27 protein-coding genes are annotated in these 26,749 nt (G+C 56.3%); 16 read left to right on the top strand and 11 right to left on the bottom strand.

Annotated elements, in window-relative coordinates:
• Nucleotides 1–139 precede the first annotated feature (139 nt).
• A complete protein-coding gene (locus G0034_RS21240; protein ID WP_045134906.1) occupies nt 140–1,441 on the top strand; it encodes a cytosine deaminase in 1,302 nt (433 codons plus the stop codon).
• A gap of 18 nt (nt 1,442–1,459) precedes the next feature.
• On the opposite strand, the gene tsgA is transcribed toward G0034_RS21240, so the two are convergent.
• Entirely contained in the window at nt 1,460–2,641 is a 1,182-nt protein-coding gene (tsgA, locus tag G0034_RS21235) for an MFS transporter TsgA (protein WP_023331476.1), read from the bottom strand.
• Between the two features lie 277 nt (nt 2,642–2,918).
• Between tsgA and ppiA the strand changes: the two genes are divergently transcribed.
• From ppiA to argD, 4 genes are all read left to right on the top strand, one after another.
• Complete coding sequence (gene ppiA, locus G0034_RS21230; protein WP_014885514.1) at nt 2,919–3,491, top strand: peptidylprolyl isomerase A; 573 nt, start codon at nt 2,919–2,921, stop codon at nt 3,489–3,491.
• Nucleotides 3,492–3,596: 105 nt separating this feature from the next.
• Nucleotides 3,597–4,181 carry a putative adenosine monophosphate-protein transferase Fic gene (locus tag G0034_RS21225; RefSeq protein WP_014885513.1) on the top strand — a complete coding sequence of 195 codons (585 nt, stop codon included), beginning with the start codon at nt 3,597–3,599 and terminating at the stop codon, nt 4,179–4,181.
• Nucleotides 4,182–4,211: 30 nt separating this feature from the next.
• A complete protein-coding gene (gene pabA / locus G0034_RS21220; RefSeq protein ID WP_179121256.1) occupies nt 4,212–4,775 on the top strand; it encodes an aminodeoxychorismate synthase component 2 in 564 nt (187 codons plus the stop codon).
• 86 nt (nt 4,776–4,861) lie between these two features.
• Nucleotides 4,862–6,082 carry a bifunctional acetylornithine/succinyldiaminopimelate transaminase gene (argD, locus tag G0034_RS21215; RefSeq protein WP_286079223.1) on the top strand — a complete coding sequence of 407 codons (1,221 nt, stop codon included), beginning with the start codon at nt 4,862–4,864 and terminating at the stop codon, nt 6,080–6,082.
• Here argD and G0034_RS21210 read toward each other — a convergent pair.
• Complete coding sequence (locus G0034_RS21210) at nt 6,079–8,166, bottom strand: YccS/YhfK family putative transporter (RefSeq protein ID WP_179121353.1); 2,088 nt, start codon at nt 8,164–8,166, stop codon at nt 6,079–6,081. The genes argD and G0034_RS21210 overlap by 4 nt on opposite strands.
• Nucleotides 8,167–8,223: 57 nt before the next feature.
• Nucleotides 8,224–8,856 (bottom strand): cAMP-activated global transcriptional regulator CRP, encoded by a 633-nt coding sequence (crp, locus tag G0034_RS21205; protein ID WP_000242758.1) that lies wholly within the window; start codon nt 8,854–8,856, stop codon nt 8,224–8,226.
• 311 nt (nt 8,857–9,167) lie between these two features.
• Between crp and G0034_RS21200 the strand changes: the two genes are divergently transcribed.
• Nucleotides 9,168–9,572 carry an OsmC family protein gene (locus tag G0034_RS21200; RefSeq protein ID WP_014885509.1) on the top strand — a complete coding sequence of 135 codons (405 nt, stop codon included), beginning with the start codon at nt 9,168–9,170 and terminating at the stop codon, nt 9,570–9,572.
• Between the two features lie 86 nt (nt 9,573–9,658).
• Here the strand turns inward: G0034_RS21200 and G0034_RS21195 are convergent, their stop codons facing one another.
• The 3 genes from G0034_RS21195 to G0034_RS21185 are packed head-to-tail and all read right to left on the bottom strand — an operon-like array spanning nt 9,659 to nt 11,796.
• Nucleotides 9,659–10,528 carry a phosphoribulokinase gene (locus tag G0034_RS21195; protein WP_014885508.1) on the bottom strand — a complete coding sequence of 290 codons (870 nt, stop codon included), beginning with the start codon at nt 10,526–10,528 and terminating at the stop codon, nt 9,659–9,661.
• A 30-nt stretch (nt 10,529–10,558) separates the two neighbouring features.
• Complete coding sequence (locus tag G0034_RS21190) at nt 10,559–10,777, bottom strand: YheU family protein (protein WP_003861664.1); 219 nt, start codon at nt 10,775–10,777, stop codon at nt 10,559–10,561.
• Nucleotides 10,774–11,796 (bottom strand): hydrolase, encoded by a 1,023-nt coding sequence (locus G0034_RS21185; protein WP_023331471.1) that lies wholly within the window; start codon nt 11,794–11,796, stop codon nt 10,774–10,776. The genes G0034_RS21190 and G0034_RS21185 overlap by 4 nt, the downstream gene beginning before the upstream one ends.
• Before the next feature lie 228 nt (nt 11,797–12,024).
• Here G0034_RS21185 and mdcA point away from each other — a divergent pair, with 228 nt between their 5' ends.
• The 8 genes from mdcA to mdcH all read left to right on the top strand — a co-directional run bounded on the left by mdcA (nt 12,025) and on the right by mdcH (nt 19,071).
• On the top strand, nt 12,025–13,680 hold the full coding sequence (gene mdcA, locus G0034_RS21180) for a malonate decarboxylase subunit alpha (protein ID WP_014885506.1): 1,656 nt from the start codon (nt 12,025–12,027) through the stop codon (nt 13,678–13,680).
• Nucleotides 13,680–14,537, top strand: a complete 858-nt coding sequence (locus G0034_RS21175) for a triphosphoribosyl-dephospho-CoA synthase (protein WP_179121254.1) — start codon at nt 13,680–13,682, stop codon at nt 14,535–14,537. Before mdcA ends, G0034_RS21175 begins: the two co-directional genes overlap by 1 nt.
• A 9-nt stretch (nt 14,538–14,546) precedes the next feature.
• The gene (gene mdcC, locus G0034_RS21170) at nt 14,547–14,846 is read left to right on the top strand and encodes a malonate decarboxylase acyl carrier protein (RefSeq protein ID WP_014885504.1); all 300 of its coding nucleotides are present in this window, start codon (nt 14,547–14,549) and stop codon (nt 14,844–14,846) included.
• Nucleotides 14,839–15,672 (top strand): biotin-independent malonate decarboxylase subunit beta, encoded by an 834-nt coding sequence (locus G0034_RS21165; RefSeq protein ID WP_014885503.1) that lies wholly within the window; start codon nt 14,839–14,841, stop codon nt 15,670–15,672. The genes mdcC and G0034_RS21165 overlap by 8 nt, the downstream gene beginning before the upstream one ends.
• Entirely contained in the window at nt 15,672–16,472 is an 801-nt protein-coding gene (gene mdcE / locus G0034_RS21160; RefSeq protein WP_014885502.1) for a biotin-independent malonate decarboxylase subunit gamma, read from the top strand. Before G0034_RS21165 ends, mdcE begins: the two co-directional genes overlap by 1 nt.
• 123 nt (nt 16,473–16,595) lie before the next feature.
• The gene (locus tag G0034_RS21155; RefSeq protein ID WP_023331468.1) at nt 16,596–17,555 is read left to right on the top strand and encodes an AEC family transporter; all 960 of its coding nucleotides are present in this window, start codon (nt 16,596–16,598) and stop codon (nt 17,553–17,555) included.
• Nucleotides 17,556–17,557: 2 nt separating this feature from the next.
• Nucleotides 17,558–18,175 (top strand): malonate decarboxylase holo-ACP synthase, encoded by a 618-nt coding sequence (locus tag G0034_RS21150; protein ID WP_023337897.1) that lies wholly within the window; start codon nt 17,558–17,560, stop codon nt 18,173–18,175.
• Nucleotides 18,175–19,071: a malonate decarboxylase subunit epsilon gene (gene mdcH / locus G0034_RS21145; RefSeq protein WP_179121253.1), complete on the top strand. Its 897-nt coding sequence runs from the start codon at nt 18,175–18,177 to the stop codon at nt 19,069–19,071. The genes G0034_RS21150 and mdcH overlap by 1 nt, the downstream gene beginning before the upstream one ends.
• Before the next feature lie 334 nt (nt 19,072–19,405).
• Here mdcH and G0034_RS21140 read toward each other — a convergent pair whose 3' ends face one another.
• From G0034_RS21140 to G0034_RS21120, 5 genes are all read right to left on the bottom strand, one after another.
• Complete coding sequence (locus tag G0034_RS21140) at nt 19,406–19,696, bottom strand: DUF6966 domain-containing protein (RefSeq protein WP_014885498.1); 291 nt, start codon at nt 19,694–19,696, stop codon at nt 19,406–19,408.
• Nucleotides 19,693–20,850 (bottom strand): DUF8093 domain-containing protein, encoded by a 1,158-nt coding sequence (locus tag G0034_RS21135; RefSeq protein ID WP_050862845.1) that lies wholly within the window; start codon nt 20,848–20,850, stop codon nt 19,693–19,695. Before G0034_RS21135 ends, G0034_RS21140 begins: the two co-directional genes overlap by 4 nt.
• A gap of 111 nt (nt 20,851–20,961) precedes the next feature.
• The gene (locus G0034_RS21130; protein ID WP_179121252.1) at nt 20,962–21,168 is read right to left on the bottom strand and encodes a DUF4926 domain-containing protein; all 207 of its coding nucleotides are present in this window, start codon (nt 21,166–21,168) and stop codon (nt 20,962–20,964) included.
• Between the two features lie 224 nt (nt 21,169–21,392).
• Nucleotides 21,393–22,334 (bottom strand): LysR family transcriptional regulator, encoded by a 942-nt coding sequence (locus tag G0034_RS21125; protein WP_047027064.1) that lies wholly within the window; start codon nt 22,332–22,334, stop codon nt 21,393–21,395.
• Nucleotides 22,335–22,349: 15 nt separating this feature from the next.
• Nucleotides 22,350–24,254 (bottom strand): ABC transporter ATP-binding protein, encoded by a 1,905-nt coding sequence (locus tag G0034_RS21120; protein ID WP_179121251.1) that lies wholly within the window; start codon nt 24,252–24,254, stop codon nt 22,350–22,352.
• Nucleotides 24,255–24,392: 138 nt separating this feature from the next.
• On the opposite strand from G0034_RS21120, the gene kefG reads away from it, so the two are divergent.
• Both kefG and kefB read left to right on the top strand, forming a co-directional pair.
• Nucleotides 24,393–24,944 carry a glutathione-regulated potassium-efflux system ancillary protein KefG gene (gene kefG, locus G0034_RS21115; protein ID WP_014885493.1) on the top strand — a complete coding sequence of 184 codons (552 nt, stop codon included), beginning with the start codon at nt 24,393–24,395 and terminating at the stop codon, nt 24,942–24,944.
• Nucleotides 24,944–26,749, top strand: a complete 1,806-nt coding sequence (gene kefB, locus G0034_RS21110) for a glutathione-regulated potassium-efflux system protein KefB (protein ID WP_014885492.1) — start codon at nt 24,944–24,946, stop codon at nt 26,747–26,749. The genes kefG and kefB overlap by 1 nt, the downstream gene beginning before the upstream one ends.

The raw sequence follows: 26,749 nt of genomic DNA, 5'->3' as shown, positions 1-26,749 counted from the left end.
ATGCGGCTGATTTGTCAGGATTTTTATAAGTTATGGAAATCGCAGGCTTTTCGGGGGCGTCGATTTTGTGTACAAAGCAATGGCGTATTTTTGAACAAAAATATGCTTAAACAACGTTGCGTTGATCAGGGGATAAGAAATGTCTACAACACCGCTTTGGCTTGTTCAGAATGTTCGCTTACCGGGCCGGGAAGGACTATGGCAACTCGCCATTGAGAACGGGCGATTTGGTGACATCACCCCAATGGACGACACCCGCGCTGAAAGTTATGAAGTGTTGAACGCGCGCGGCGGGCTGGCGATCCCACCGTTTATCGAGCCGCATATCCATCTTGATACCACCCAGACGGCAGGCGAGCCGAACTGGAACCAGTCGGGCACGCTCTTTGAGGGCATTGAACGCTGGGCGGAGCGCAAAGCGTTACTCAGCCATGACGACGTCAAAGCGCGCGCCTGGAAAACGCTGAAGTGGCAAATCGCCAACGGCATTCAGTTTGTCCGTACCCATGTGGATGTCTCCGACCCGACGCTCACCGCCCTGAAGGCCATGCTGGAGGTGAAGCAGGAGGTGGCCCCATGGGTGACGCTGCAAATCGTCGCGTTCCCCCAGGAGGGTATTCTCTCTTACCCGAACGGCGCGGCGCTGCTGGAAGAGGCGTTAAAACTGGGTGCCGACGTGGTGGGGGCGATCCCGCACTTCGAATTCACCCGCGAGTATGGCGTCCAGTCGCTGCATATTGCTTTTACACTGGCGAAGAAATATGACCGTCCGCTGGATATCCATTGCGATGAAATTGACGACGAACAGTCGCGGTTTGTCGAAACGGTGGCTACCCTGGCCTACGAGGCCGGCATCGGTCCGCGCGTGACCGCCAGCCATACTACCGCCATGCACTCCTACAACGGTGCGTACACCTCGCGCCTGTTCCGCCTGTTGAAGATGTCGGGGATTAACTTCGTCGCTAACCCGCTGGTCAATATCCACCTGCAGGGGCGTTTTGACGACTATCCTAAGCGCCGCGGCATCACGCGCGTGAAGGAACTCCAGGAAGCAGGCATTAACGTCTGCTTTGGTCATGACGATGTTTTTGACCCCTGGTACCCGCTGGGAACCGGCAATATGCTCCAGGTGCTGCACATGGGGTTACACGTCTGCCAGATGATGGGCTATCCGCAAATCGACAGCGGCCTGGATCTGATCACCCATAACAGCGCCCGTACCTTTGGCCTGAGCGATTACGGTATTGCCACGGGCAATCCGGCGAATCTGGTGATTTTGCCTGCGGAAAGCGGGTTTGAAGCGGTGCGCTGTCAGGTGCCGGTGCGCTGGTCGATTCGTCAGGGGCGGGTGATTGCCACGACGCAGCTGGCGCAGACGTGGATTCAGATGGATATCGGGGGTGAAGAGGTCAGCTTTGCCAGAAACAGCCCCTCTGCGTAGCGCAAAGGGGCGTGAAGGTTAGTGAGACGCTACCGCGTTGTGCTGGCGGTGGCGAGTCACGAAGCCCAGCACGAAGCACATGATGAACACCACGGCATACAGACCGTTAGCGGTGTGCAGCGCCGCCAGCGGGCCGCTGTGGGCAACGATCGGCCCCGTCACCACAAAGGTGAGCATGGTGCCGATGGTACCGCAGGTCAGCACGAAGTTAACCAGCTTCGGCGAAGCTACTTTGGTCTGCAGGGAGCCCAGCGTGATGATCGAGGTGTAAATCGCGCTGGAGAAAAAGCCCAGGGTCATAATGAACCACGGCATATTGTCCGGGGAACCGTTGATGAACAGATACATCAGCACGGTTGCCAGGCCCGCCAGCACCGTCAGGATGCGCTGCAGATCGAAGAAGCGCAGGATGAAGCTAAACGCCCACATGCCGAACATGTAAGACATCCAGAAATCGCTTACCAGTTTACCCGCGTCGTTCAGGCTCATGCCCAGGCCTTTCGCGTATTCCGGTACCCAGGAGATAAAGCCCAGCTGGCCCAGGATATAGCACAGGGCGGCGATGGAGAGGAACAGTACGCCGATGCCCCATTTCTCTTTCGCGACGGGTTCTGCGCTGGTTTGCGCTTTTTTGCCCAGAACCGGGAATTCACAGCCGAAGGTCAGAATAAAGATTGCTACGTAAACCAGACCGATACAGGCATAGACCCAGTACCACTCAATGCTGCGTGCCAGCAGAACGGCGGCCACCATCGGGAAAATCATCCCGGCCATGCTGAAGAAGGAGTCGGTGAACAGCAGGCGCGCGCCGCGCTGACGGCCTTCATACATATGGGTAATCAGGAACGTACCGATCGACATGGTGATCCCGCTGACCAGGCCGAGCACGAACATGGCGGCGGAGAACAACGCGATGCTGTGACTCAGCATCAGACCCGCCACGGCGGCGACCATCAGCACAAAGCCAAAACGCAACTGCGTCTTCAGCGGCACGATTTCCATCAGCCAGGCATTCAGGAAGATAGAGATGAGGATACCGGCGTTGAGGAAGGTAAAGGTGTTACTCATACTGGAGACGGGCAGCTGGAAGTAGTCTGCGATATTCCCCATCACCATCCCGGTGACGATCACCAACGCGCCGGTCAGGGCGTAGGAGAAGAAGCTGATCCATGTGAGCTTGATGCGATTGCTGTTAGTCATGTCTGGCCTGTTCAAAAAAGAAAAGCGCCCGGAGGGCGCTGAGAGCGGGCAGATTTTAGACATTAAAGTGATCCATTCATACCTTTTCAAAGAAATTTAAACTTCATTGCAGTTTTTTATGTGATCTATATCACATAAAAAGACGCCGTAACCAATCGTTTGCGTGGTTACAACTGTTTCAATTTCGTAAAATTAGGTAAAAGGCTGGTCTCCGTTCATACTGCTCTTTAGAATCAAGCCATTCGCTTTTTATACTGCGCTTTGTTAAGGAATTCTCATGCTCAAATCAACACTGGCGGCTGTCGCAGCTGTGTTTGCTCTTTCTGCCGTTTCCCCTGCTGCGCTGGCAGCCAAAGGGGACCCTCACGTTCTGCTGACCACCTCTGCCGGGAATATTGAGCTGGAACTGAATAGCCAGAAAGCTCCGGTTTCCGTGAAAAACTTCCTCGACTATGTGAACAGTGGTTTTTATAACAACACCACTTTCCACCGCGTGATCCCTGGCTTCATGATTCAGGGCGGCGGTTTCAACGAGCAGATGCAGCAGAAGCAGCCGAACCCGCCGATCAAAAACGAAGCGGACAACGGCTTGCTGAACAAGCGCGGCACGATTTCCATGGCGCGTACGGCGGATAAAGACAGCGCCACCAGCCAGTTCTTCCTCAACGTGGCGGATAACGCCTTTCTCGACCATGGCCAGCGCGACTTCGGTTACGCGGTCTTCGGTAAAATTGTGAAAGGGATGGACGTGGCGGATAAGATTTCTCAGGTTCCTACTCATGACGTCGGCCCGTACCAGAATGTGCCGTCCAAACCGGTCGTGATCCTCTCCGCAAAAGTACTGCCGTAACCCTCTTTGACACGGGCGGCGCTCGCCCGTGTAATGCCCCCTCCCTGCGAAAGCGCGTTTTGCTGCTTATACTTGTGGCAAACGGACTATTCAGGGAGGCGTTAAGTGAAAAAACTCACCGACAAGCAAAAATCCCGTATTTGGGAGCAGCAGCGTAACGTCAATCTTCAGGCCAGTTGTCTCCTTGAAAAAGGTCATGGTCCTTCAGAACCCCATATTGAGACGCTGGAGCTCGGGCCTTCCGCGCCCGGTTTACCCCATCTTTGTCTTATTCACCGCCATCTGTATCGCAAAGAGCTGAAGCGGGCGGGCGAATACCGTACCGACGATATTTTTAAAGGTGACATTCCTTTCTGCCACTTCGAGTACATCGAGAAGATGGGCAATGAATTGATGGCGGACCTGGAAAGCGAAAAGTATCTGGTGGGTCTTCAGAAAGAAACCTTTGTGAACAGAGTTAGTCACTACTACTGTGAAATCAATATGCTGCATCCTTTTATGAGCGGCAATGGTATTGCCCAACGGGTCTTCTTTGAGCAGCTGGCCATTCATGCCGGGTATATGCTGGACTGGCGGGGTATCGATCCCGAGCAGTGGGTGGCGGCGAACCGAAGCGGCGCGACGGGCGATTTGACTGCGCTGAACGCTGTCTTTGCCAAAGTAGTGAGCGAAGCGCGGGAATCTGAGTAGAATAGGGCGGCATTTTTTTCGGGAGCCGCCATGATTCTGCTGATTGATAACTACGATTCCTTCACCTGGAACCTTTACCAGTATTTTTGTGAGCTGGGAGCAGAGGTGGTTGTCCGCCGTAACGATGACGTGACTCTGGCCGATATTGCGACGCTGGCTCCGCAGAAAATTTTGATTTCACCCGGCCCCTGCACGCCGTCGGAATCGGGCGTGTCTCTGGATGTTATCCGGCACTATGCTGGCAAGCTGCCCATTCTGGGCGTCTGCCTGGGCCATCAGGCCATTGCCCAGGTATTCGGCGCCACCATCGTGCGTGCCGCGAAAGTGATGCACGGAAAAACGTCGCCGGTCACGCATACCAGTATCGGGGTATTCACGGGGCTCAATAATCCCTTAACCGTGACGCGCTACCATTCGCTGGTGATTGACCCGCCGACGCTGCCAGACTGCTTTGAGGTGACCGCCTGGAGCGATACGCAGGAGATCATGGGGATTCGCCACCGCGAGTGGGATCTTGAGGGCGTGCAATTCCATCCGGAAAGTATCCTTAGCGAGCAAGGGCATGACCTGCTGGCTAATTTCTTCCATCGCTGAATATCTGTTGCCTTGCTGTGATTTTTTATGCATATTTTGTGATTATATTTTCACAATCAATGTGACATAAAATGGATGGGCATGACATGGCAACTGAACAACCAGCAATTACCCGCGCAACATTCGATGAAGTGATTCTGCCGATTTATGCACCGGCTGAGTTTATCCCGGTTAAGGGGAAAGGCAGCCGCGTCTGGGATCAGCAGGGAAAAGAGTATGTGGATTTCGCGGGCGGTATTGCGGTCACGGCGCTGGGTCATTGCCATCCTGCGCTGGTGGAGGCGCTGAAAACCCAGGGCGAAACCCTGTGGCACACCAGTAACGTATTCACCAACGAGCTGGCGCTGCGTCTGGGCCGCAAAATCATTGATGCCACGTTTGCCGAGCGTGTGCTGTTTATGAACTCCGGCACCGAAGCCAACGAAACCGCCTTTAAGCTGGCGCGCTATTACGCGACGACGCGTCACAGCCCGTACAAAACCAAAATCATCGCCTTCCACAACGCCTTCCACGGGCGCTCGTTCTTTACCGTCTCCGTCGGCGGCCAGCCGAAGTATTCCGACGGCTTTGGCCCAAAACCGGCCGATATCGTCCATGTGCCGTTTAACGATCTGCATGCGGTGAAAGCGGTGATGGACGACCACACCTGCGCGGTAGTCGTGGAGCCAATTCAGGGCGAAGGCGGCGTGACGGCGGCCACCCCGGAATTCCTGCAAGGGCTACGCGCGCTGTGTGATGAGCATCAGGCGCTGCTGGTGTTTGATGAAGTGCAGTGCGGAATGGGACGTACCGGCGATCTGTTCGCTTATATGCACTACGGCGTGACGCCGGATATTTTGACCAGTGCCAAAGCGCTCGGCGGTGGTTTCCCGGTGAGTGCGGTGCTGACGACTCAGGAGATCGCCTCTGCGTTTCATGTCGGTTCGCACGGCTCAACCTATGGCGGTAACCCGCTGGCGAGCGCTGTGGCGGGGGCGGCATTCGATATCATCAATACCCCAGAAGTGCTGAACGGCGTGAATGCGAAGCGTGAGCTGTTCGTAAAACATCTGCAAAAGATCAATGACCAGTATGATGTGTTCAGCGAAATCCGTGGCATGGGTCTGCTGATCGGTGCCGAGCTCACGCCACAGTACAAAGGCCGCGCCCGCGATTTTCTGCATGCTGCCGCCCACGAAGGGGTAATGGTGCTGAATGCGGGGCCAGACGTGATGCGTTTCGCACCGTCGCTGGTGGTGGAAGAGAAAGACATTGAAGACGGGTTAACCCGCTTTGCCGTAGCGGTCGCGAAGATCGTTAAAGGCTAATACTCGGTTCGTTTTAACCGGCGCGTTAACCAAATGCCATGATGAGGACGCTGACGCCATGCCACCGACGAAATGGTGTGCATGGTGTTCAGGTGGCCCAGCACGCGCTGCAAATGCTGCTCCAGGGTGCTCATCGGCCCGTGAGTCAGCGTTTCCGGCGCTTCCAGAATGTTCGAATCCCCCGACTCACCCGGCGCGTCATACTCCAGACGCTGCTGACACCTCTGCAGGGCGATTTCACACGACTGCAAATAACGCTGCGCCAGATCCGGCGTCAGCATCGTGTGCTCGCGCGCCAGGGTGGTCATGGCGTTAATATGCTCGACGATAAACTGGCTATGCGTGACCCAGAGCTTCATGTCCGCCAGATAGTGCGCGTTAAAGCCTGGCTCCTGCATCGCCTGGTTGAGCGAGTTAAACAGGGCGTTGTGCGCCTGATTAACTTTCATCCGCTGATACGCCAGCGGGGAGGGCTGCGGGTCGTCGCTCAGGATCAGACGAATGGCCTGCTGGTCAGCCTCCAGCGCGTCGTGGGCGTTCTGGCGCAGCAATCCGCTTTGCCACTGCGGCCACAGCCAGACCATGCCACCAAAGGCAATCAGACAGCCAATCAGCGTATCGATCAGGCGGGCAACGATAAACTGTTCGCCGTTTAGCGTAAGCAGCTGAAGGGTATATACCGCCGTCACCGTAAAGCCCACCATCGCCCAGCCGTAGTTTTTGCGGATAATCAGGTAACTCACCAGCGTAATCACCAGCATCCCAGCCAGGGTATACCCCTCGGGAACGTGGAAGTGTAGCGTTACGCCCGCAATAATCAGCCCCGCCATCGTGCCGCCTGCCCGGTGCAGAATACGTACCCGCGTGGCGCCGTAGCCGTTCTGGGTGACAAACAGCACGGTCATTAAGATCCAGTACGGTTTCGGCAGATGCAGCGCCATGCCCATCAGACTGGCGATACTGAGCATAACGCTAATCCGCGCGGCATTGCGCAGGGCAGAAGACTTAAGAGAGAGATAGCTTCTGAGTGCTGGCAGGAGCGGCAGACGTTTTTGCTTATCCGCCATCAGGTCGCGGGGATACAGCGGGCGCTGGGTGCGCAGCACGCGGGCAATGCGGCTGAAGTGCCAGGCGGCAAACTGGCCGACCGGGTTATCCGGATGCTGACGAGCAATTTTCTCCAGCGCGCCGAGCTGTTTATCCATGTTAAAGCGCGTGGGGTAGCGGTGATAGAGAATGTCGTCCGCCAGCACCCGCAGGCGCGTGGAGACGGTCTGCGCATTCCAGCGGATCACCGCCTCGGCGTGGCTGCGCTCGACCAGCTTTTGCACCTCTTGTGGGTGATGAAGGCTCACGGAGATATGCTCCTGCAGATCCAGCCCCACCTGGAAAGTGCGCAGCAGGCGTTTATATTCGTGATTCTTGTTGGCGGCGAGCATATGCAGCTGCTGATAGCACTGGCTTATCAGATCCACCACCTTTTGCTGGCGCGTCAGCAGCGGCGGTAAGGATTTTTCCGGGTCGGTATGCTGGGTCAGCAAGGTGTATTTGGCTTCGCAGTAATCCGCAAGCTGCACATACAACAGGCTCAGAGATTCACGCAGCGGCTGTTCCCGCCACAGCCAGAACCAGAACCAGTTAAACAGCCCGTACCACAGCGTGCCGAGGGCATAGATCAGCAGCGGCTCCCACACCGGCATATTCCCGGCGAGGCTCAGGGTGAAGATGGCGGCAATCAGTGAAGCGGGAAGCAGGCGGGCGTGCAGGGAACTGATTTCTGCGGTAACACCGAGGCTCATCGCCAGTACGGTCAGGATCAGCGGCAGCGGAATATCGCGCGCCAGTAAAAGCTGCACGGCGAGGCTACAGCCAGCAAACAGCGAACCGCCAACGATCAGGCGTTTGAAAAAGCGTTTATGCGGCGTGTCCAGACCGGCGATGTTGCAGCAGGCGGGAACGAGAGAAAACAGCAGACCCTGCTGGAGTTGTCCCAGAAGCAGGCCCACGGCCACAGGAAGGCACAACACCAGCGTTTGTCGCAGTGCGTAATTAACTTCCGGGTGATAGATCAGCCTGCGCCACATGGGGAATAGAGACAAAAACGGCGTGACACCTTGCGATGGCACGCCGTTTGAGCGGAATTAACGCGTTCCGTAGACCACGATGGTTTTACCGTGGGCAGAGATCAGGTTCTGATCTTCCAGCATTTTCAGGATACGGCCCACCGTTTCGCGGGAGCAACCGACGATCTGACCAATTTCCTGACGGGTAATTTTAATTTGCATGCCGTCCGGGTGGGTCATGGCGTCAGGCTGTTTCGCCAGGTTCAGCAGGGTCTGCGCGATACGACCGGTGACGTCCAGGAAGGCGAGGTTACCCACTTTCTCGGATGTGACCTGCAGACGACGCGCCATCTGGGAAGAAAGACGCATCAGGATGTCAGGGTTTACCTGAATCAACTGACGGAATTTCTTGTAAGAAATTTCAGCCACTTCACATGCTGTCTTTGCACGAACCCAGGCGCTACGTTCCTGGCCTTCTTCAAACAGGCCCAGTTCACCGATAAAATCGCCCTGGTTCAGATAAGAAAGGATCATCTCTTTCCCTTCCTCATCTTTGATCAGCACTGCCACCGAGCCTTTGACGATGTAATACAACGTTTCCGCTTTTTCACCCTGGTGAATCAGCGTGCTCTTCGATGGGTACTTATGAATGTGGCAATGAGACAAGAACCATTCGAGAGTCGGGTCTGTTTGCGGTTTGCCAAGCACCATGCGCTGTTATCCTCTGTTATAAGCTGTCACCAGAGTCATCAGATGCATCCGGACTCTGGGGTTGCAATCGAATTCTTACCCATACCCTGGGAAGTCGGCTGTCGTAACGTTTCGCAGCCAGTAAAGTTTGATGTCCTCTGCATACATGTGTAACGTCAATGTATTACTGTAGCATCCTGAGTGTTTTAGCATAGCTTTCGCCGCGTGTCTCCTGGTGTCTCGCTTCAGCATGATGCAGGTCGCCTTCCGTTGCGAGAAATGTAACGCACGCGTAATCTGTCACCGAAAATGCAACGTTGGAGTTAAAGAATATGCAAGCGCGCGTGAAATGGGTTGAAGGTTTAACGTTCCTGGGCGAATCCGCGTCAGGGCACCAGATTTTGATGGACGGTAACTCCGGCGATAAAGCCCCCAGCCCAATGGAAATGGTGCTGATGGCGGCGGGTGGATGCAGCGCGATTGACGTGGTGTCGATTCTGCAAAAAGGTCGTCATGACGTGACGGATTGCGAGGTTAAACTCACCTCAGAACGTCGCGAAGAGGCGCCACGCCTGTTCACCCACATTAATCTGCACTTTGTGGTCACCGGTAAAGCGCTTAAAGACGCGGCGGTTTCGCGTGCGGTGGATCTGTCTGCGGAAAAATACTGCTCTGTGGCGTTAATGCTGGAGAAAGCGGTAAAAATCACGCATTCGTATGAAGTGATCGAGGCTTAATCTTTTGGCGGGTGGCGCTTCGCTGACCCGCCCTACAAAAGCATGAACGTAGGCCCGGTAAGCGCAGCGCCACCGGGCAGAACAACTCACGCAATCTGCTTCCCTTCCATCAACCGCTCCACCAGCGGCGTCATGATGAGCTCCATCGCCAGCCCCATTTTTCCGCCTGGTACCACTAACGTATTCATGTGCGAAATAAACGAGCCCTGCAGCATCGCCAGCAGCCAGGGGTAATCAATGCCTTCGAGATTGCGGAAGTGGATCACCACAAAGCTCTCGTCCAGCGACGGGATGGTTTTCGCCGCGAACGGGTTAGAGGTGTCCACCGTCGGCACGCGCTGGAAGTTAATGTGCGTGCGGGAGAACTGTGGCGTGAGGTAGTTGATGTAGTCTTCCATGGAGCGCACCACCGAATCCATCACCGCTTCGCGCGAATGGCCGCGCTCGCTCATGTCGCGCGTCAGCTTCTGGATCCACTCCAGGTTCACGATAGGCACCACGCCAACCAGCAGATCCACATGACGCGCCACGTCATGCTGTGGGGTGACTACGCCGCCGTGTAATCCCTCATAAAACAGCACATCGGTGGGTTCCGGCAGCGGCTGCCAGGGGGTAAAGGTGCCCGGCACCTGATTCCACGGCACAGCTTCATCATAGGTATGCAGATACTTACGCGATTGCCCTTTGCCGCTCTGACCGTACTCCAGGAAGGTTTGCTCAAGGAGGCCAAAGTCATTGGCTTCGGGACCGAAATAGCTGATGTGTTTACCCAGATCGCGCGCCTTACGGATCGCCATGTCCATTTCAGGTCGCGTATAGCGGTGAAAACTGTCGCCTTCGACCTCCGCCGCCCGGAGATTCAGTTGGGCGAAAATCTTACGAAACGCGAGGCTGGTGGTGGTCGTTCCCGCACCACTCGACCCCGTAACGGCAATAATGGGATGTCTGGCAGACATAGCAACTCCCTGACTGAAAAGGTTGGAAGGTCAGCCGTGAAACGCGTTGCGGGGCATGATATTGACCGTCTCATGCAGTTCTGACCACACCAGCACCACGTCGCCGCTTTTCAGCTGGCGTTTTACATCGTTGACCTTCTGCTCGAGTGAGCGTTCATGTTCACCATAATCGGTGCCTTCACGTAATACAAAGCTTTCAATCAGATTATCGAGCGTTTCGGGAGACAGATCCTGCCAGGGGATGATCATTTTGCACCGTCCAGATAAGGAGTAAGCCAGTCAGGAATACGCGCCTCCAGCCACATTTTCGGGCGGCGCAGCGTCCCGCCAATAAATCCAACGTGGCCGCCATGTTCAGTCAACTGATAGTGAACATTGTCGGGAAGGAATTCCTGCGCGGGAATAGAATGATGATCCATAAACGGGTCATCTTTGGCGTGAATAATCAGCGTCGGCTGGGTGATTTTGCTGAGCAACGGCATGGCGCTGCACTGACGGTAATAGTCGATCGCATCGGCGAAGCCGTGAATTTTTGCGGTGATCAGATCGTCGAATTCACGAATGCGGCGCACCTTTTTCAACTGGCGCAGGCTGACCGGCAGGGTATCCGGGTAAGCCTTCAGCTTACGTGCGGCGTTGGCTTTCAGCAGGTTGAGCAGATAGCGCTGATAGACGCGGGAAAACCCTTTATCCATATGGTAGCTGCACTGCTCCAGCATAAACGGCGCGGAGACAATCACTGCGGCATTGAGTGGTACGCTGTCGCCCTCTTTGGCCAGCAGGCAGGCGAGCATATTTCCGCCCAGCGAATACCCCACGGCCGCCGTTGGCACGGTGCCATAGTTTTCCCGCAGCCAGTGTAAAAACCAGGTTCCGTCTTCGGTTTCACCCGAGTGATAGATGCGTTTCTGACGATTTGGCTCGCCGCTGCAGCCACGAAAATGCATCACCACCCCGAGCCAGCCGCGCGCTTTTGCTGCCTCAATCAATCCATGCGCATAAGGGCTGTGCAGACTCCCTTCCAGACCATGAAAAACCACCAGACGCGGCTTATGACGTGCCTGCTCGGGGTCTTCGCTCCAGGCGAGATCCAGAAAATCACCGTCTGGCAGGTCAAGCCGCTGCCAGTGCGGCGTGAACTGAACCTTACGGCGGATCAGCCGTGGCAGCATGGTCTGCAAATGGCAGTTGGACACACCGCGCATGGGCACGAACTCGGTGCTGTCTTCGGCTGCAATGTCGAAGTCTGTTGGAATGATTTGGGTCATAAGCGCGATGCTGATTCTTGTCGGAAATTAACGATACTTTCCGAATTGTACCCCGTTTAGCCTGGTTTTCCGAAACATGAACTGATCCCGATCACAAATCTTTACCGTGATTATTACTCTCAGGCTAATGATTCCGCTCTACGCTTAATTGATGCCTTGCCCACCAGAGCGCACACTTTACTCAACGTTAAGCAAATCAAAATGATTAGCTGAATCAGGAGGTTAATAATGTTATCTGGGCAAACACCCACCCGGCAATGGAACACGCGACGCAGCGAAAAAGCGCGTCGTCTGGCGTCCGTACCGGTGCAGGGCAAGGTACTGCCAACCGGCGATCTTGTCGCCATGCTGGAAAAACTGATCGCCCCTGGCGATAAGGTCGTTCTGGAAGGTAACAACCAGAAGCAGGCCGATTTCCTTTCACGCTCGCTGGCTGAAGTGAACCCGCAAATTGTCCACGATCTGCATATGATCATGCCGAGCGTCGGTCGTAGCGAGCATCTGGATATCTTTGAGAAAGGCATCGCCCGCAAGCTGGACTTCTCCTTCTCCGGGACGCAGAGCCTGCGAATCTCCCAGCTGCTGGAAGATGGTCAGCTCGAAATCGGCGCTATCCATACCTATATCGAGCTCTATTCACGCCTCTACGTCGACCTCTCGCCCAACGTGGCGCTGATTGCGGGGTTTAAAGCAGACCGCAAAGGCAACCTCTACACCGGGGCGAGCACCGAAGATACTCCGGCACTGGTGGAAGCCGCGGCCTTCCACGACGGGATTGTGATTGCGCAGGTGAATGAACTGGTGGACGACGAATGCGACCTGCCGCGCGTCGATATTCCGGGCTCCTGGATTGACTATGTTGTCGTTGCCGACAAGCCATTCTTTATCGAACCGCTGTTTACCCGTGACCCGCGCCTGATCAAACAGGAACACATCCTGATGGCGATGATGGCGATTAAGGGCATCTACGCGGAACATCAGGTGCAGTCCCTCAACCACGGGATCGGTTTTAACACCGCAGCGATTGAGCTGCTGCTGCCGACCTACGGCGAACAGCTCGGCCTGAAGGGCAAAATCTGTAAGCACTGGACCCTGAACCCGCACCCAACGCTGATCCCGGCAATTGAAAGCGGCTGGGTGGAAAGCGTGCACTGCTTCGGCGGCGAACTGGGGATGGAAGAGTATATCCGAGCCCGTCCGGACATCTTCTTTACCGGTGCCGACGGCTCCATGCGTTCCAACCGTGCGTTCTGTCAGCTGGCCGGTCAGTATGCGGTCGATATGTTTATCGGCTCAACCCTGCAGGTTGATGGTTACGCCAACTCCTCAACGGTGACACGCGGTCGTCTTTCCGGCTTCGGCGGTGCGCCAAACATGGGGCACGACCCACACGGTCGTCGCCACGCTACACCGGCCTGGCTGAACATGATCACCGAACCTGACCCGATGCAGCGCGGTAAAAAACTGGTCGTGCAGATGGTGGAAACCTTCCAGGCGGGCGTAAAGCCGACCTTTGTGGAAAAGCTTGATGCTGTTGACGTGGCAAAAGCGTCCGGGATGCCTCTGGCGCCGGTCATGATATACGGCGACGACGTGACGCACGTGCTGACGGAAGAGGGGATTGCTTACCTCTATCGCGCCAAAGATCTTGAGGAGCGTCGTGCCATGGTCGCCGCTGTGGCGGGTATTACCGATATCGGCCTGGGCGTGGATGCTAAACGCGTGGCGGAACTGCGCCAGAGCGGCAAGGTTGTTTATCCGGAAGATATGGGTATTCGCCGCACCGACGCCACCCGCTCTCTGCTGGCGGCGGGCAGCGTGTCAGACCTCGTTGAATGGTCCGGCGGTCTGTACAACCCACCTGCGAAATTCCGGAGCTGGTAATGAAACTTCTGCCCCAGATTCAGGTTGAAGGCGGTGCCGAATGGCTGGCGCGAACCGCCACGCAGTGTCTGATTGACGAAGCACGATTAAGCCCGAAACCCGGTCTGGTGGACAGTCGGGGGAACGGTGCGCACCACGATTTATCCCTTGCGCTGATGGAGCGCTCCGCGCGCAGCCTGACCCCGACGTTTCAGGCGCTGGCGCAGCAAAGCTGGCTGCGTCCGGCAGATATTGCGCTTCGGCAAACCGTTGGCCGTCTTGGTCGCGAAGGCGAGCAGCAGATGATGGCTGCAACGTGTGGCGTAAACACCCATCGCGGCGCGATTTGGGCGCTGGGGTTGCTGGTCAGCGCGGTGGCGATGCTGGGCGGGGAAGCCAGGGCGCACGACGTCGCCCGCACCGCCGCGCAGCTGGCGAAACTCCCTGACGAGGCGGCGCCGAAAGTGTTCAGCAAAGGCCTTCGCGCCACGCAGCGCTACCGCGTACCGGGTGCACGCGAAGAGGCTCAGCAGGCGTTCCCGCACATTATGCAGCGCGCGTTGCCGCAGCTTCGCCTGAGCCGTCTCAACGGCAGCAGTGAAACGCACGCCAGGCTTGACGCGCTGATGGCGATCATGACGTCGCTTACCGACACCTGCGTGCTGTCGCGCGCCGGGCTGGAGGGGCTGGACGCCATGCAGGACGGTGCCCGTGCGGTACTGAACGCCGGAGGTTGTGAAACGGCTGCAGGCCAGCAGGCGCTGGCGAACTTAGACCGTCAGATGCTGGCGCTAAACGCCTCCCCAGGCGGCGCTGCTGACCTGCTTGCTGCCACGCTGTTTCTCGATCGCGTCGAAACGCCTTATTCAAAGCATTAAGAGGATGTTATGGAAAAAATCACATTGACCGTGCCAGCCAGCCGCGCGTTAAGCGGCAGGGCCCTGGCAGGGGTAGTCGGTTCCGGGGATATGGAGGTGCTCTTCACCGCCGAACCGGGCCAGACGTTAACCATTGATATCACCACCTCCGTCGACAACAGCCGGGGTCGCTGGGAGGCACTGTTCAACCGCCTGCAAACGGTCAGTAGCCTGCCAGCAGGAAAACTGACCATTCATGATTTCGGCGCGACGCCGGGCGTGGCTCGCATTCGTATCGAACAGGTTTTTGAGGGGGTGAGCCATGCGTGATGACAGCAGCTTTATCGAATTGAAAGCACGCCAGCGTGCGCAGGCCCTGCTCGATGAGGGTAGCTATCGCGAACTGCTGGATCCGTTTGAAGGCATTATCTCTCCGTGGCTTGGGCCACAGGGCATTGTTCCGCAGGCGGACGACGGCATGGTGGTGGCGAAAGGCACGATCAACGGTCAGCCAGCCGTTGTGGTCGCCATTGAAGGTGCGTTCCAGGGCGGCAGCATGGGTGAAGTGTCCGGTGCCAAAATGGCGGCGGCGCTGGAGCTGGCGGCAGAAGATAACCGCAACGGCATTCCGACTCAGGCTGTGCTGTGCCTCGAAACCGGCGGCGTTCGTCTGCAGGAGGCGAACCTGGGTCTGGCCGCCATTGCCGATATCCACGCGGCGATTGTTGACCTGCGTCGTTACACGCCCGTTATCGGGATTGTCGCAGGGACCGTGGGCTGCTTCGGTGGGATGTCCATCGCGGCGGCGCTGTGCAGCTACCTGATTGTGACCCGCGAAGCGCGTCTCGGACTGAACGGTCCGCAGGTCATCGAGCAGGAAGCGGGGATTGAAGAGTACGACTCCCGAGACCGTCCGTTTATCTGGAGCATGACCGGTGGCGAAGTGCGCTATCAAAGCGGGCTGGTTGACGCGCTGGTCGGTGACGGTATCAACGCGGTGAAAGCGGCGATGAACGACGCGATTGCCAGGGGCGTACCCGCGAAACACCGCACCGATAACTACGACGATTACCTGAACCGTCTGACGAATTTCGACACCCGCAAACAGGCCGATGCCGAACAAATTAACGCGCTTTTTGCCCGGGAGGTGAAATGATGACTAACGCAATAAGCCGTGGCGAACTCTGGATGACTCTGCTCGCGCCGAATGCAAAACGTGTGGAAGGGCTTTGCCCGTCCGTGCAGGCGGCAGACGGCGAACTGAACGGTGAGGCGGTGCGTTTTGTTGCCGTGGTGCCGGATGCCCACAACCATTTCCCGCGCGCGGCGAAAGGGGAAGTTGGTCTGCTGGAGGGCTGGACGCTGGCGAAAGTGGTGAGCGAAACCGTGGCCGAGGATGCCAGTAAGTCCGTGAAGCGTCCGATTGTGGCGGTGATTGACGTCCCAAGCCAGGCCTATGGCCGTCGCGAAGAGGCGTTTGGTATCCACCAGGCGCTGGCGGGGGCTGCCGCCGCGTATGCGAATGCGCGTCTGGCCGGTCATCCGGTGATTGGGCTTATCGTCGGTAAAGCGATGTCCGGCGCATTTCTGGCGCATGGCTACCAGGCTAACCGCCTGATTGCTTTCAACGATAAAGGGGTGCTGATCCACGCGATGGGTAAAGAGTCTGCGGCGCGCATTACGTTGCGAACCGTCGACGCGCTGGAAAAACTGGCGGCCACCATTCCGCCGATGGCCTATGACATCAGCAACTACGCCACCCTGGGGCTGCTTTCAAACTTGCTGGACATCAGCAACCCGGATGCCCCCTCCGATAACGATCTGGCGCAGGTGAAAACCACCCTGCAACAGGCCATCAGTGACGCTCGTCAGGACACCACGCTGAACAATCGTCTGGGTGCTGACAACCGCCGCAGCTCTGCCCTCGTACGCGAACGCATGCGGGCAAGCTGGTAAGTAAAAAGAGACCTGCCAGATGCACGACCCCGCGGACGTAACCGTTACGTCCGCGCGGGAACCTGCATCCTGAAAATAATAATCATCGCGCCAGTGCTTAAACTTTTTTACTACAGGTGAATTATGACTTACGTAATTGTTCATGCTCTTGCACCGATTTTCGTCATCATGCTGCTGGGATTCTGGGCCGGTAAGGCAAAGATGGTCGATAACAAAAACGTTTCCCTGCTTAATATTTTCGTGATGGATTTTGCACTGCCTGCCGCGCTGTTCAGCGCCACCGTGCAAACGCCGTGGACCGGCATTGTGGCCCAGTCGCCGCTGATTCTGGTACTGACCCTGGCGATGTGGATAACCTATGCGGCCATCTACTTCCTCGCCACCGGCGTCTTTAAAAAATCGCCGCAGGATGCCGCCGTGCTGACGCTGACCGTCGCCCTGCCAAACTATGCGGCGCTCGGCCTGCCTATTCTGGGCAGCGTGCTGGGTGAAGGTTCATCGACATCACTGTCAGTTGCGGTCTCCATCGCCTGCGGTTCGGTGCTGATGACCCCGTTCTGCCTGCTCATTCTGGAACGTGAAAAAGCGCGCACCGAAGGGAATAACTCTGGCTCAACGCTCTCCATGCTGCCGGTGCTGATGTGGCGTTCGATTAAAAAACCGATCGTGATGGGCCCGCTGCTGGGTGTCATTTTGTCCGCCATCGGTATCAAAATGCCGGAACTGGTGCTGGCGGCGATTAAACCGCTGGGGCTGTCCGCGACCGCTGCAGCGCTGTTCCTGACCGGGGTGATCCTCTCTGCCCGTAAGCTGCAGATCAACACCATGGTGATCACGTCAACTATCGCCAAGCTGCTGATTCAGCCTGCGATTGCCTGGGGTATCGTTTTACTCTTTGGTCTGCACGGTTCCGTGGCGATCACCGCTATCCTGATGATTGCGCTTTCTGCGGGCTTCTTCGGTGTGGTGTTCGGTAACCGCTTTGGCGTGCAGTCTCCGGATGCGGAAGCCGTGCTGCTGTTAAGCTCCGTACTGTGTATCCTGTCGCTGCCGCTGTTTATCTCGCTGACCTCAGGAATGTAATCATGACCATAACATTACGCCCCCACGACCTCATCTGGCTTACCGCGCGAGACGCGCTGGAAGGCATCACCGACGACTGGGTGGAGGCGGCCTGGCATACCGGTTTGCCGGTCGTAGTGCGGCGTGATGTTGATAACGCTGGCCGTATTCCCGTTGGCGTGCGCGGCCTGCGCCGCGACCAGCGGGCGGCCGGATGGGTGAAACCAGAACACGTAACGCGTGTGGTGTCACCCGAATCACTGAGCGTAACGGCGGATCTGCTGCGCTCGCCCTTTGTGACGCAGCCACCGGTACAGGTGGCGCTACAACTTTCTCAGCAGCTGTGGCCATGGTCGTGGGGCATTACCGGCAGCACTGGCTATGCACTGGCGACCGGTATTCCGGTTATCCACGCCGACAGCGATCTCGACCTGTTGATCCGCGCCCCTCAGCCGATTTCCCCTGATGCGTTTACCGCATGGCAGTCGCAGCTCGGCCATGCATTGTGCCGGGCGGATACGCAGGTCGATACACCCGAAGGGGGATTCGCGCTGGCGGAGTGGCTGCGCGACGGCAAAACGCTGCTGAAAACCCGCCGCGGACCGCGTCTGGTAACGGACCCGTGGCGCAGGGAGGAGTAATGAAAATACTGTTTACCTTTCCGGGGCAGGGCACGCAGCATGAAGGTATGCTGCATAACCTGCCGGGAACGGCGCTGGCTCAGGCGCGTAAGGTACTGGGAAGCGAAGTCGATACGCTGGACAGTGCAGCCTCGTTACGCCACACCCGCGCGGTTCAACTTTGTCTGTTGATTTCAGGCGTGGCCTGGGCACGCGAGCTTCAACGTCGCGGCGTGACGCCGGACATTGTGAGCGGTTTGTCGATTGGCGCGTACCCGGCAGCAGTGATGGCTGGCGCACTGGAATTTACCGACGCCCTTAAGCTGGTTGCATTGCGCGGCGATCTGATGGAGCAGGCGTATCCGCACGGCTATGGCCTGACGGCGATTATGGGGTTGACCCTGTCGCAGGTAGAACAGCTTATCGAAGGCACGGGCACGTATATCGCGAACCTGAACGCCGAAACGCAGATCGTGATTGCCGGCTCCGATGAAGGGATGGCGCAGGTAGCCGAGCGGGCGCTGGCGAAAGGGGCGAGCAAGGCCAAACGGCTGGCGGTCAGCGTGCCGTCGCACTGCGCACTGCTGGCGGACCCGGCGCAGAAGCTGGCGGCAGCGTTTGAATCGGTCACGCTTTCACGCCCACGCTGCGCGTATCTGAGCGGCAGTACCGGACGCGTGCTCTGGCAGCCGGAAAAAATTACCGACGATCTGGCGATGAATATGGCGCGTACCGTGCGCTGGCAGGAGGCGGTGATATCCGCGAATGAACGCGATGCGCGGCTGGCAATCGAGATGCCGCCCGGCGGCGTGCTGACCTGCTTAACGCGACAGGCGGCGTGGGAAGGGGAATCCATTTCGCTGGAACGCAGCGGGGTTGAGGTAGCGGTACATTTGGCGGGTCGGCTTCAGCGGTGAGTTTTGCCCGGCGGCGCTTTCGAAAAACGTAAGGTAAGTTTGGCACTTATAGCTCAGGGTAGAAATCTCCCTGAGCATGCGTCAGCGACGCTGATGACGAGTGTTAGGGTAAACACCTTTTTTATTAAATCGATTGCCTGCTCAAGTTGCTGGTAAAGCCTATGACGCAAATGTTCCAGTTCTTCATTCTCTTCAGTGAAAAATGCGGCAGTTGGAATGGGAGAGTAACTCTACTACGCTGGAACACAGCAGCGTTGAGATAGGATGATAGCAGCGCTTCCTGAGCACATTTTCGTTATGCCGGGTACGGATGTCAGGGGCAATCATTAAGCGCTTAATGACCTCTTGTCCGCACAATTTCTGCTGTTAATGCGTCATAAAGTTGATCCTGCAGTATGTTCAACTCTCTGTTTTCACTAGTTAACATTTGACCGTTTTGATGTAAAACTACGTCATTAAATGACCCAGCGCCACCGAATGTACGTTTAATCTTGATTAACGTTGTGTCGTAATCTACCTCCAGGTCCTTGCTGAAATTCTCAAATGTTGCAGCCCATTTCGTTTCACCACTATCTGAAAGCAGATGGGTTATTTTTACCAAAAATTTCTGAATATTAGCTTTCATTTTAGATTACCAAAACCTAGTGTTTTCACTCCTGGTATATCCCATGGAGCTGGAATTAAAACCTGTTCTGAACCACCCGCATAGAAACCCGTTTGGTAACCGACATTTCCAATATAGACCTTTGAGCCAGCAGGTATTTCTACTTCAAAGTAACTATCAATTATTGATTTGCTTCCATCAGGCCATTCAGGCAGAACTGCTTTATCGATTCGAGTTTGGATAATACCTTGAGGTTTCTCGTAACTAAAAAAACGTCCTAAATCAGTACCGTTCTGGCCGCCTCGATAGAAAACTGTATCTTCAGAAAGCGTTATTTCTTTATATACACCTCCTGAGAACGTTTCAGCAAATCTATTACTCAATGGTCCAGGCTTGATCATCGAATATTCGCCCTCGACCTTTCCAAGAACATGGAGATTCTCCAGTTCAGAAAGCTCACTTGCCGTACCTAATCGACTAAGACCAAATCCCGCAGCGACAGAAGCGCCAGCAATGATTAGCCCCTTATTGTCCATGACTTCAGTGTATCCGGCTGGCGCATCACCACCAAGTTGCTCCGCTGTTTGCCTAAAGCCTTCAATGTTGCCGTTGTAGATTCCACCTGCCGCCAGTAATCGTCCGGCTGCTTTGCAGTTGATGGTTTTGGTGGCCTGTGCGTGCTGTACGGGAGCATCGGAATTATACTGTTTAATGGTCGGAGCAGGTTTTCGTCCCGGGTGTGCGTTCAGGCAATGTTCGTAAATATTCCGTACTTCCCGCTGGAAACTGTCGCTATAGCTGTCCATGAAACAGTCATAAACCAGATTACCGTCGTCATCGAAGAAGAAGGGGTTGCGGAAACGGTCCCACTTCTCTGCGGTGTTTACGCCAACCATCCAGCCCTGCTCAAGATTCCATTTTACTTCATCATAAAGGCCGTCGTATTCCGTGTGGTGCTTGCGGTTGTATGGTTGCGCCGCGAAGCGGTGGTATACGCCGTCACGTCGTCTGGGGATGGTGAAATGTTGAAAACGGGTTTGAGGGGCATATTTCAGATAATCCAGTTCGTAAAATACGCTCGCCATTTCCAGTGCATCGCGTGGCGTGAGGATGAACTGAATATCAGCCGGTGCTAAATCACAGCCAGCATCCCATTTCATGTAGAGTGTGAACATCCTGTTCCTGCTTTAAGCCATGTTATTTTTGTGGATATTCAGAGATGACGGATGATAAGTCAAACGTGGCGTTCAGTTTCTGTTGAGCACTTCCCCCATTGTACCTGCCTCTCACTTCGGTTGGATATAATCTGCCACCTGGCTGGGTAACAGTGAAGGCATTGCAATAGTTCGCCCAGCATCATCAACAAATTCAACCATATAAGCCAGATGGGGTTTTTCATGTACTAATACTATGTCACCCAGCATGCCTTTAGTTAATCCTTCCACCGGCAAATCTTCCGCTAACACAACCACCTCAAACTCTTCTCTTATCATCGGCTGTACTCACTTAACAAAAATCGTCGTCATGCATGGAACGACGAGCATCTGGTTCATATATCCAACTAAACGCCGTTCCGTTGCTTGGGAGGGGGAGATGTTGATAACGGGGACACGGTTCATATTCCAGGTAATCCAGTTCATAAAATACGCTCGCCATTTCAGTGCATCGCGTGGCGTTCAGTTTTAGTGAACCCTGGAACAGGGGGAATGCACCCCGCTTACGGGGCCGAGGTATCTGCCGTGAGGCTTCGCGCATACATCCGCCCTTCGGCGGCCAGTGCGCGCAGGCTCGGATCCTGCTCGCGGTTGCGGGCAAAGACAATCGCAATCAGCTGCTGCATCTGGTACGGTTCCGCCAGCTTCAGTAGTTGCACCGAGTTCTCATACACTTTCTTCATCCTGCCCGGCATCAGCGTAAAGCCGACCCCCGCCTGCACCAGGCTCAGCATTGAGAAAATGTCATTCACGCGAGTGACGATCTCCGGTTCGAATCCGGCGATATGAAACGCCTCCTGAAACCCGGCGTAGGTCGCAAACCCTTCTGCCAGCGAGACAAATTTCTGATGTTTGTAATCACGAAGATCCGCTGGCCCATGTGCGTTCAGCGTGGCGGACGCGGGCGCGGCAAGGAAAATGTCGTCGTGAAACAGGGGCAGTACTTCGAGGCTGTTACGGTCGATATCGCTTTCGGAGATGGAGATCAATATGGCGTCCAGCGACCCTTCGTCCAGCATGTGTAGCAACGTGTCGTTAGAGCCCATCGTCAGATCCATCTCCAGATCCGGACGGCGTAATTTCATGCCCATAATCAGGCGCGGTACGGTTTCCAGAGTGAGCGAGTAGAGCGTACCGACGCGCAACCGACCCTGGCCGATACCGGCGATTTTGCGCGACTCTTCCAGCCCGCGCTCCATCACCTGCATGACTTCCTGGCAATATTCCAGCAGCGTCCAGGCGGAAGGCAGCGCAATCAGATTGCGCCCCTTGTGGGTAAAAAGCGGGCAGCGCACGTTCTCTTCCAGCGTGTGCAGCGCGCGGTGCACGCTGACACCGCTCAGCCCGAGCGTTTCGGCGGTACGGGCGATATTCCCTTTCTCCATGAAGGTCATGAAGATGCTGAGTTTGCGGAATGTAATCTCGCTCGTGGTATCGAAACGCATAACCCTCCCGGTGTGTTAGTCGGCCTGCAGCATCGCTTCCAGCTGTTCCTGCGCGTCCAGCCACGCCATTTCGCACGCTTCGAGGCTCGATTTGGTCTTTGCCTGCGTTTGCAGGCAATCCGTCAGCTCCGCTTTACGGCTTTGATCGTACAGGCCGCTGTCGCCCAGCTTCTCTTCAACGGTGGCAAGCGTGGCGTTGAGCTTCTCCATCTCTTTTTCCAGACGGGCAATCTCTTTACGCAGCGGCTGAGTCTGGGTGCGCAGCTCCGCTTCCCGGCGCTTCTGGTCTTTACGCGCCTGCGCGCTGTTGGCGTTGTCTTTCGCCGACTCGTCCGGCTGGTTTTCCTGCTTCTGCACGTCCATCAGCCACTGCTGGTAGTCTTCCAGATCGCCGTCGAACGGTTCAACTTTGCCATCATGCACCAGGTAGAGATCGTCTGTGGTGGAGCGGATCAGGTGACGATCGTGCGAGACCACCACCAGCGCGCCTTCGAACTCAATCAGCGCTTCGGTCAGCGCCTGACGCATGTCGAGATCCAGGTGGTTGGTCGGTTCATCGAGCAGCAGCAGGTTCGGGCGCTGCCAGACGATCAGCGCCAGTACCAGGCGGGCTTTTTCACCGCCGGAGAAACGCTCTGTGTTTTCGGTGACTTTATCGCCCTGGAAGCCGAAGCCGCCGAGGTAATCGCGCAGCTTCTGCTCCATTTCCTGCGGTGCCAGACGCGCAAGGTGCTGGATAGGCGATTCATCCGCGCGTAAAAATTCCAGCTGATGCTGAGCGAAATAGCCAAGCTTAATGCCTTTCGCCAGGCCGATTTCGCCGCTGACCGGGTTAAGTTCGCCCGCCAGGAGTTTGATTAGCGTTGATTTACCGGCGCCGTTACGCCCCAGCAGACCGATACGTGAACCCGGCACCAGGTTGAGCTTGATGGAGTCGAGAATAATGCGATCGCCATAGCCCGCGCTCACTTTTTCCATTTTCAGCAGTGGATTCGGCAGGCTTTCCGGCTCGCGGAAATTGAAGTGGAACGGGTTATCGACGTGCGCCGGGGCAATCATCTCCATGCGTTCCAGCATCTTGATGCGGCTCTGGGCCTGCTTGGCTTTAGAGGCTTTGGCCTTGAAGCGATCCACAAAGCTTTGCAGGTGCGCCACGCGCTGCTGCTGGCTTTCGTACATCGCCTGCTGCTGGGCCAGGCGCGTCGCGCGCTGGCGCTCGAAAGAGCTGTAGTTGCCGGTATATTCGAACATCGTTTGCTGTTCGATATGAATGATTTTATCCACCACCGGATCGAGGAAGTCGCGGTCGTGGGAGATCAGAATCAGAGTGCCCTGATAGCTCTTAAGCCACTTTTCCAGCCAAATAACCGCATCGAGATCGAGGTGGTTAGTCGGTTCATCGAGTAGCAAAAGATCAGAACGGCACATCAGCGCCTGCGCCAGGTTGAGGCGCATACGCCAGCCGCCGGAGAAGTCGCTGACCGGGCGTTCCAGCTGTTCATTGCTGAAGCCCAGGCCGTGCAGCAGGCTGGAGGCGCGGGAGCGAATGGTCCACGCGTCGATGGCGTCCAGCTTGCCATGAACGGTGGCGATGGCGTGACCGTCGTTGCGCTCGTTGGCGGCGTGGAGTTCCGCTTCGAGTTTGCGGTATTCACGGTCGCCGTCGATAACATAGTCGAGGGCCGGTTCGCTCAGGGCAGGCGTCTCCTGGTTCACCCAGGCGAGCTGCCAGTTTCCCGGATAAGTAAAGCTTCCGCCATCCGCGCTAATCTCGTTTTTCAGCAGCGCCAGCAGCGTGGATTTGCCACAGCCGTTTTTGCCGACCAGACCCACTTTTTGGCCCGGGTTGATGGTAGCAGTGGCGTTATCGAGCAGAACGCGCACGCCGCGACGAATTTGTAACGAGGAGAAAACAATCATAGAAGCGCCGTATGTTCCGACTATGTTAATTTGTCATTATGATAATGTAAGGTGTGGGCCATTTTCCGCACCGGGCCGCCATGGTAGCCCAAAACAACAACGATACACAAAAACAGAAACACGACCGGGAGGGGAATGATGTCTCAGACAGCGAAAGTGCTGCTGCTGTATGCCCATCCGGAATCTCAGGACTCGGTGGCGAACCGGGTGCTGCTTAAGCCGGCCACACAGCTCAGTAACGTTACGGTGCACGATCTCTACGCGCACTATCCTGATTTCTTTATTGATATTCCGTACGAGCAGGAACTGCTTCGTCAGCATGACGTGATTGTGTTCCAGCACCCGCTTTATACCTATAGCTGTCCGGCACTGCTGAAAGAGTGGCTGGACCGCGTGCTGAGCCGCGGCTTCTCCAGTGGGGTGGGGGGAAACCAGCTGGCGGGAAAGTACTGGCGTAGCGTGATCACCACTGGTGAACCCGAAAGTGCTTACCGTCACGACGGGCTGAACCGTTATCCGATGAGCGATATCCTGCGGCCATTCGAGCTGACGGCGGCGATGTGCCGTATGCACTGGATGAGCCCGATCATTGTCTACTGGGCGCGGCGTCAGGATCCGAAAGAACTGGCCAGCCACGCCAGAGCTTATGGCGAGTGGCTGGCATCGCCGATTCCGGCAGGAGGTCGTTAATGGAAGGATCGAATTTGCTCCTCGCCGGGGTACTGTTTTTATTTGCGGCCGTCGTCGCGGTTCCGCTTGCCGCCCGTCTCGGCATCGGTGCGGTACTGGGATATTTGCTCGCGGGGATCGCCATTGGTCCCTGGGGACTGGGATTCATCAGCGATGTGGATGAAATTCTCCATTTCTCCGAGCTCGGCGTGGTGTTCCTGATGTTCATCATCGGTCTGGAACTGAATCCCTCTAAATTGTGGCAGCTCCGACGCTCTATCTTTGGCGTGGGTGCCGCGCAGGTGTTGTTCAGCGCCGCGATTCTGGCTGGCCTGCTAATGCTGACCCACTTTTCCTGGCAGGCCGCGGTGATAGGCGGGATTGGTCTTGCCATGTCGTCGACGGCGATGGCGTTGCAGCTGATGCGCGACAAAGGGATGAACCGCAATGAAGCCGGGCAGTTGGGCTTTTCGGTACTGCTGTTTCAGGATTTAGCGGTGATCCCGGCGCTGGCGCTGGTGCCGCTGCTGGCGGGTTCTGGCGACGATAGCTTCGACTGGGCAAAGATTTCCATGAAGGTGCTGGCCTTTGCGGGCATGCTGATTGGCGGACGCTTCCTGTTGCGTCCGGTGTTCCGCTTTATTGCCGCATCGGGCGTGCGTGAAGTGTTTACCGCTGCGACGCTGTTGCTGGTGCTTGGCTCGGCGCTGTTTATGGACGCGCTGGGGCTATCAATGGCGCTGGGTACTTTTATCGCCGGGGTGCTGCTGGCGGAGAGCGAGTATCGTCACGAACTGGAAATTGCCATCGATCCCTTCAAAGGGCTGCTGCTAGGGTTGTTCTTTATTTCGGTGGGGATGGCGCTCAATCTAGGCGTGCTTTATACCCATCTGCTCTGGGTTGTGGTCAGCGTCGCCATCCTGGTGGCGGTGAAAATGCTGGTGCTGTACGTCATGGCGCGTATTTACGGGTTGCGCAGTTCGGAACGTATGCAGTTTGCCAGCGTGTTAAGCCAGGGGGGAGAGTTCGCGTTTGTGCTGTTTTCCGCCGCGTCCTCTCAGAAGCTGTTTAAGGACGATCAGATGGCGCTGCTGCTGGTGACGGTGACGCTGTCGATGATGACCACGCCGCTGCTGATGAAGCTGGTGGATAAACTGCTGTCGCGCCGCTTAAACCCGACGGACGATGAAGATGAAGCGCCATGGGTAGAAGACGATAAACCCCAGGTGATAGTGGTGGGCTTTGGCCGCTTCGGGCAGGTGATTGGTCGCCTGTTGATGGCGAATAAGATGCGCATTACGGTGCTGGAACGCGATATCAGTGCGGTTAACCTGATGCGTAAATATGGCTACAAGGTTTATTACGGCGACGCGACCCAGCTTGAGCTGCTGCGCTCGGCGGGCGCTGAGGCCGCCGAGTCCATCGTGATCACCTGTAACGATCCGGAAGACACGATGAAACTGGTGGAGCTGTGTCAACAGCACTTCCCGCACCTGCATATACTGGCGCGTGCCCGGGGACGTGTTGAAGCTCACGAATTGTTGCAGGCGGGTGTGAAACACTTCTCCCGTGAGACGTTCTCCAGTGCGCTGGAGTTAGGCCGTAAGGCGTTGATCTCGCTGGGTATGCATCCTCATCAGGCGCAACGTGCCCAGATGCACTTCCGTCGGCTGGATATGCGAATGCTGCGCGAACTGATGCCGGTACATACCGACACGGCGCAGATCTCCCGCGTGCGGGAAGCGCGTCGCGAGCTGGAGGAGATCTTCCAGCGAGAGATGCAACAGGAACGACGCCAGCTTGATGGCTGGGATGAATTTGAATAA

It is taken from the genome of Enterobacter sp. T2 (genome assembly GCF_010692925.1).
GTDB lineage: Bacteria > Pseudomonadota > Gammaproteobacteria > Enterobacterales > Enterobacteriaceae > Enterobacter > Enterobacter kobei.
Note: the sequence above shows the minus strand (reverse complement) of the source record. Positions and strands in the feature narration are given on the sequence as shown.